General features: G+C 40.6%; 4 protein-coding genes. All 4 read left to right on the plus strand.

Features of this window, described 5'->3' with window-relative positions; all coding sequences use genetic code 11:
- The first annotated feature begins 87 nt into the window (after positions 1-87).
- The 4 genes from B2899_RS00890 to B2899_RS00905 all read left to right on the plus strand — a co-directional run bounded on the left by B2899_RS00890 (position 88) and on the right by B2899_RS00905 (position 6,842).
- On the plus strand, positions 88-2,376 hold the full coding sequence (locus B2899_RS00890) for a copper amine oxidase N-terminal domain-containing protein (RefSeq protein ID WP_286883336.1): 2,289 nt from the start codon (positions 88-90) through the stop codon (positions 2,374-2,376).
- A gap of 90 nt (positions 2,377-2,466) precedes the next feature.
- Positions 2,467-3,588: a TolC family protein gene (locus B2899_RS00895; RefSeq protein WP_286883338.1), complete on the plus strand. Its 1,122-nt coding sequence runs from the start codon at positions 2,467-2,469 to the stop codon at positions 3,586-3,588.
- Positions 3,589-3,864: 276 nt separating this feature from the next.
- Complete coding sequence (locus B2899_RS00900; RefSeq protein ID WP_286883340.1) at positions 3,865-6,123, plus strand: copper amine oxidase N-terminal domain-containing protein; 2,259 nt, start codon at positions 3,865-3,867, stop codon at positions 6,121-6,123.
- Between the two features lie 218 nt (positions 6,124-6,341).
- Entirely contained in the window at positions 6,342-6,842 is a 501-nt protein-coding gene (locus B2899_RS00905; RefSeq protein WP_146810537.1) for a hypothetical protein, read from the plus strand.
- Positions 6,843-6,967 lie beyond the last annotated feature (125 nt).

The raw sequence follows: 6,967 nt of genomic DNA on the forward strand, positions 1-6,967 counted from the left end.
ATATTTACTGAAATATGGTAAAGCCCGGATAAGTAAATGATGCAACTGTCCGCAAAAAAATATTATCCTAACTTAGGAGGAAAAGACGTGAAGAAGAATAAAGCTCTTAAAGTTCTTGCTACTTCAGCACTGCTTGCTTCTGTAGCAGCTCCGTTCGGCGCTGGAATTGCTAGCGCAAACAGTAATAACCAGGTAGACAAAAATTTAAAAGTAAGCACAAATGCTACACTGAATGGTTCTAGCAACCTTATTGTTGCAGAAGATGATATCGATTTTGGAACTACTACATCTGATACGTTCCGTGTAACTCTTCCTTCAGGCGTTACTTGGAATAGCACGGTACCTTCCGGCGCACCTGCTGGTGTACCAGCATATGTTCCTGGAAGCACAATTACTATTGGTGCTGGTGATAACACAGCATCTGTAAAAGTTGTAAACGACCAAGTTTTAGAAGTTCGTCCGACTGGGGCTAATTTCGGTGATGGTGAGACTGATGGTAAAATTACCATACCGCTCAGTGTGAAATTAAATGGTGCATCTGGCGAATTGAAAGTTACTGTAGATCGTATGGATAGTACGGTAGATTCTGGCTCTTACACGTTTGCTGTTGCAAACAGCGGAAAAACAGTTGCGACAGTGGATGATGTGAAAAATATCGGTAAAATTGGTACAGGTGGAAAGATCCGAATTGAAGAAAATGCAACTGGTGCTGTATCTGGAAACCAAACTCTGAAGTTGAAATTACCTTCTAACTTTGAATGGAATGGAATGGGGACAGGTGACATCACTTTAGGTGGTGGATGGGCAACTGGTTCAGTCAACACTGTAACAACATCTGATAATGAGCTGACAGTATCACTTACTGGCCTGCCTTCAACTTCAGACGCTCGTGGCTATCTGTATGTTACTCCTAAAATCAAAGCTGATAAGGATGCTGCGTATGGCGATGTAACAGTTAGCATTAGCGGTGACTCATTCTCTGATGCTGACGTTGTTGTAGCAAAATACGGTGACTATGGCGTTACCTTAAAAGTTGAAAGTGTGGAAGAATTAACAGCTGGTAAATTCGATGAAAACACGAAAACTGCAAAAATTACGATTGAAGAAGCTACACCAGGTTCTCTTGTAGCAGGCCGTGACATTGATGTTCAATTCCCAAGTTGGGTAAAAGTAGTTGACGTTAGTGATTGGGCTGTTTCTGGTTCAGTTGAAGCAACTAAACCTTCAGTAGGTGCAACAAATAGCGAAGTTGATGGTACAGATGATAACTTTAGCATCAATATTACAAATAATAGCACCAATAGCACAATAAACGGAAAAATTGAATTCAAAGTGCGTTTGAGTGTAGAAGCTAACAAAACTGGCGATATCGAAGCAACTGTAGGTGGCGCTGGTGTTGAAGAACAAAAGCTTGTTGTAGCAAAAGCGATTGCTCCGGCGGCTGCAAGCCTTGAAGGAGAAGCTGGCAAATTCAAAATCGGTGCTCAAGATCAAGCTGCTCCAGTCTTCTATATTACTGAAGCAAAGAAAGGTACATTCGAAAAGAGCCAGGAAACAGGTTTTGGTGGCGACGGTGAAATTACCGTTAAACTTCCGACTGGCGTGAAATTCTCCAAAGTACCAACAGTTGAAGTAGTCGAAGGCGATGGTACTATTGATACATCCAATGTTCGTCGTACTAACGATGACAATGTACTGTCGATTCCGGTTAAAGGCGAAAGTATCACAAAACCAATGAAAATTAAAGTATCTAATGTTTCTTTGACACTGGATCGTACAGTAGCAGAAGGACCAATTCAAGCCAAAATTGGTGGTAGTGCGGTAGTAGAAAACTACACTACTTCCAAAGGATGGATTCAAACTTCTATTTATACTGGCGGTTCATCGAATGCAATGGATCCGGGTGAATTCAACACTCAAAACGCTGTAACATTCACTCTGGGCTCTACAGTAACTCCGGCTCCTGGAGATACAACGGCTTCTAACATCGTATTCAAACTCAACAGCAAAACATACACTGTTGACGGAAAAGAGTTTGAAATGGATGCAGCTCCGCTTGTAGGCTGGGATCGCGCTTACCTGCCGGTTCGCTTCGCTGCTAATGCGTTGAACGTATCCGATGATCAAATCATCTGGGATGACAAAACTAGCACGTTCACAGTATTCAAAGGCGACCGTGTAGTTTCCGGTAAAGTTGGCGACAAGTTCCTGACTGTAAACGGTGCGAAAGTTCCGATGGATGTTCCGGTATGGCGCAACAAAGCTCAAACAAACGACCGTGTAATGGTTCCGATCCGTTACCTGGCTAATGCTCTGAATGCTAACATCGAATGGAACAAAGAAACTAGCGAAATCACAATTGAAGCTGCGAAATAAGTAGTTTGATAATTAAATGAAGAAGGGGCTCCCGTTCGGGAGTTCCTTTTTCATATCCTATAATTTTTCCTTTCATAAAAGGGGATGAGTATGGTGAAGAAATTACCTGTTTTTGTCCTTTCTACCGCACTATTGTTTCCGGCGGTTTTGCCGGCCTATGCAGTGGAAGCGGAACAGGCTCCTGTAGTTCAAACACAGTCTTTAACATATGAGCAAGCATTGGAAAAAGCCCTTTCTTCCAGTATTTCTCTTAAAAATGCTAAAGATTCTATTGACCGTGCTTTTGAAGTGCGTCAGGCTGCTGGTGAGAATATTGATTATGAACCTATTGGCACGGGAAATGGCGCACAGGATGCTGCGGATCGTGCTTTAGTAAAAGGCGTTGCGCAGGCAGACGTTGCCTGGGGAGCGAGTAAACGGAATTATGAGGTACAAAAAGATAATATTACCTATTCAGTAAAAACAGCATATAATAATGTGCTAAAAGCCAAAAAAGCAAAAGAACTGGCTGAAGCCTCCGCAAAAAATGAAGAGATACAGAAAGTGCTGGCTTCCTACAAAGCTGCAGAAGGCACAATTAGTCAATATGAACTGAGCCAGGAAGAAGGAAAATATGAAGCAGCTTTAAAGCAAAAGACATTGGCAGCTAAAGCATTAGATGATGCATATGTTAAGTTGAATTCTTTAATCGGTGTTCCAAAAGAGACTCGCTTTGCGCTTATTGATGAACCGCAGTTCAAACCATTTGATAAGGATGAAAATGAACTGGAGAATGATATTGTATATGTGGTGTCAAATAGTAATGCTGTAGCTATGGCAGAGGATCAGGTAAAGCTTAAACGGCTGGATGTTGATCTGTACACATATAATGCCGGTAGTACACCTTATAAAGCCAGCGAAATTGATGTCAGGACAGCCGCTAACGAGGTGCAGGATACAAAGAAAAAGCTTTCTGATGGTATGCGTTCTATCTACTATTCAATTAAGCAATTAGAAGACCAATATAAATCTTTAACAATTAATCTTTCTAATGCAGAAGAAACACTTAAAATGGCTCAGGTTAAGTATGATGCTGGTGTAGGTATTAAAGCCGACGTGGTAGCTGCGGAATTGGCCGTAGCTAATTATAAAAAACAAATCTTTGATACGCTTATTCAGTTGGATAACTTAAAGTTAGCTTATGAGAAACCTTGGGTAGCTGCAGGGGCATAGTGAATAAGTATAGAATAAAGAAGCTATCTCAAAGGTGCTCTGAGTTCAAACAGAATACAATATATAGGTCGCTTATCGTTTTTTTATGCGTATATATGATAGTGAAGAAGGGTGTCCCAAAAAGTGATGGGGACACCCGCTTTTATTTAAGTTACAAAATTAATTTTGTAAATATTTTAAAATATTAATAATTAATGTTGATTTTATAATTACACATATCTATAATTCAAATATATTAACTATTCAATTATTTTTCATTTAGAGAGGAGGGGATTTTTGATAGCGCTTTCTTTTTTGGAAGAGGTAAAAATTAAATTATTTAGGGGGAATTTTATGAAAAAGGAGATACACAAAGGTTTGTGTGGAGGGACGATCGCGGTGCTTACTGTACCATTAGCTATTGCTCCCTGGATATCTGTTGTAAGTGCTAATAGTTCTAACTATGTAGATAAAATCCTGAGGGTAAAGAATAATGATACGTTAACTGGTAGTAACAATTTGTATATCGCAGAGGATGATATTGATTTTGGGACAACAACTTCAGATACGTTCCGTGTAACTCTTCCTTCTGGAACAGAGTGGAATTTTGGTTCTTCTTCTTTTACACTAGATGGGGGTACTGACAATGCTGCAGAAGTAAAGGTTGTCGGTGAACAAATTGTTGAAATTAGACCTAAGGCTGGTGCATTTACCGAAAAAGGCCAAAATAATAAAATTAAGTTACCGCTTCAAGTAAAATTAAACGGCGCTAGTGGCGAATTAAAATTGAAAATAGAATCTATGGATAGTACTGTAACTTCTGGTGAGTATACATTTGCTACTACAGGCTCTGTTTCTACAACAGCTACAGTTAACGAAGTGAAAAACATTGGCGAAACAGGCGATGGCGGCACCATTCGTATTGAAGAAAATTATATTGGTTCTATAAGTGCTGGTGCAACCAATCAAATTAAACTACGTTTGCCTTCTAATTTCAAGTGGGATGGTATGACAACAAATGATATCACATTTGGGGGTGGTTTCTCCGGTAAAGCTTCAATTGTAGGGACACCAGCAATTAGCGACAATGAGCTAACAATTATATATAATTTAACCAGTAAATCCACTGGTTCGCGTGGTTACGTTTATATCAAGCCACATATTAAAGCAGACAGTAATGCTGCAAAAGGTGATGTAACAGTTAATATTACCGGTACAGATATTTCTGATAATGACATCGTTGTTGCGGAGTATTTTGATTGGGGAGGAATTGTTAAAGTCGAACAAGTTAACCAGATCCTCGCCAGCAAGTTCGATGATAAAAAAGTCGTAAAGATGACAATCGAAGAAACTTCACCGGGCGCTTTCATCGGTGGAAGGGAAGTAGAGGTAGAATTACCGGACGCAGTAAAAATCCCTGGAACTGTGAATCCGTTAACCGGGATTATTGTCAGTCCTTCAATTAATTACTCTGGCAGTGATGTTACCGGAACTGTAAACGCTGAAAGAAACACAGTCACATTTGCTATCCCTACCACGCCTTCCAGCAGTAAACGCAAATTGGTATTTGAAGCTGCCCTTGCAGTTAAAACAGGCGTCTATGGTGACATTAAAGCAACCGTCCAGGGGGCTGGTATCGAAAAGCAAGAAGTAGTCATTGCTAAATCCATACCACCGGGCATACCCAAACCATTAGCGGAAGGAAAGCTAAAGATCGGCTTGCAAGGACAGGCTATTCCGGATATTATTCTTGCTGAAACCGTAAAGGGAGCCGTTAAGCAAAGTGTTGATCTTGGTGTGGCTGGAAAACAGCAAGGGTATGTTCTTGTTTATTTCTCCAGGGGGGTCACTTTCACAGGTACACCAAAGATAAAGGTGATTGAGGGTGATTTACTCATTGATTCGGTTCAGGTTATACAAGCTAAAGATTTATCAAAGGCCCCAACTGATATGTATGAAGGTCTAAAAATAGATATTAAAGGGGAAAGTACAAAGCCTTCAAAAATTCAAATCTCTGATATTAAATTGTCGGTAGACCGTTCTGTGCCAGAAGGGATTTTAGAAGCAAAGATTGCAGGCTCAGCAGTAGCTCATCCATATAATAGTCTGTTATTTAACATCACAAGCGGCATACCTTTCAAAGTAGCGGATGTAATTACTCCGGCACCATCAGAAACGAATTTAACCGGGTCATTCGTTATCGGTAGCACGACATATAAAATTGGTGATGTAGAGAAAACCATGGATGCAGCTCCTTATATCAAGAACGACCGAACATACTTACCGGTGCGATATGTGGCTGAAGTGATGGGAATAAATGAGGATAATATTGTATGGGATAAGGCCTCGCAAACCGTTTCTTTATTTAAGAGAAACAAAGTGGTGCAGATTAAGATGGGTGTGAAAAAGATAACAGTGAATGGAGCGGACATTACGACAGATGTAGCGCCTGAAATTAAGAATGAGCGAATGATGCTTCCAATTGCTCATGTTGCGCAAGCGTTAGGTTCAAAAGCTCGTTGGGATGCAGAAAGCAAAACGGTTTACATTGAATAGCAGGCAGCAGTATAGGATAGAATTAGATATGCTGTATTGAATGAATGTTCAGTCATAATCCCCTCTGAAAAGAGGGGTTTTTTAGTACGAACTTTGTAGATTTGTAGAACAACCGCGAAACTTGCGATCGATAGCCCCTTTTTCTACAGGAAGTGATAGGATAATATAAATATATACAAATTATCCTAATTTTTGATGAAAAGGGGAGAAAATCAAGTATGCACCAATTAATAAGCAAGGAAGTTGCTGTTGAACGATTTGCGCAGGATGGCCATCTCTTCTATCCGGGACAGTTATCCGGTATTGGTGACGTGACAATTCTTTGTATCGGTGAGCAAACCTACTACGCCGAGTGCACAACAAACCAATTTTGTAACCGCTTAATCGACTTATGCTGCATGGACAGGCGGAAGCTCTGCAAATTCTCCTACAGGACACTTGGCCAGCGTAAGCTCGCACCGCTTGTATTGCATCAAAATCTGGTACTTGTTCCGTTTCTGTATCAGCTCTCAGACAATCGAACACACCGCACCGCATTTGCCCGCAAATCTTCCATTCTGACCTACACCGAACGAGACAGCGGTTCTGACAGCACACTCTTTCTTAAAGATCGTCACAGACTCGATATTCCATATTCGAGTCAACGTGTTAGCCGCCAGCTGCGCAATGCTAATCATCTCCTCAACAAGTATGTGCTGCGCTTCCATCCTTCATTCTGAATTTACCTCTATTGTTTGATACACCCTATCTCATGCTGCCTATTTTCTGATACCGTGTTGTTTTTTATGTGAAAAAAATTACAAAGACTCTCTTATCTCTTCCCGGCTTCCTGCAGGAATGCTCC

Source organism: Aneurinibacillus sp. UBA3580 (assembly GCF_002375825.1).
Classification (GTDB): domain Bacteria; phylum Bacillota; class Bacilli; order Aneurinibacillales; family Aneurinibacillaceae; genus Aneurinibacillus; species Aneurinibacillus danicus.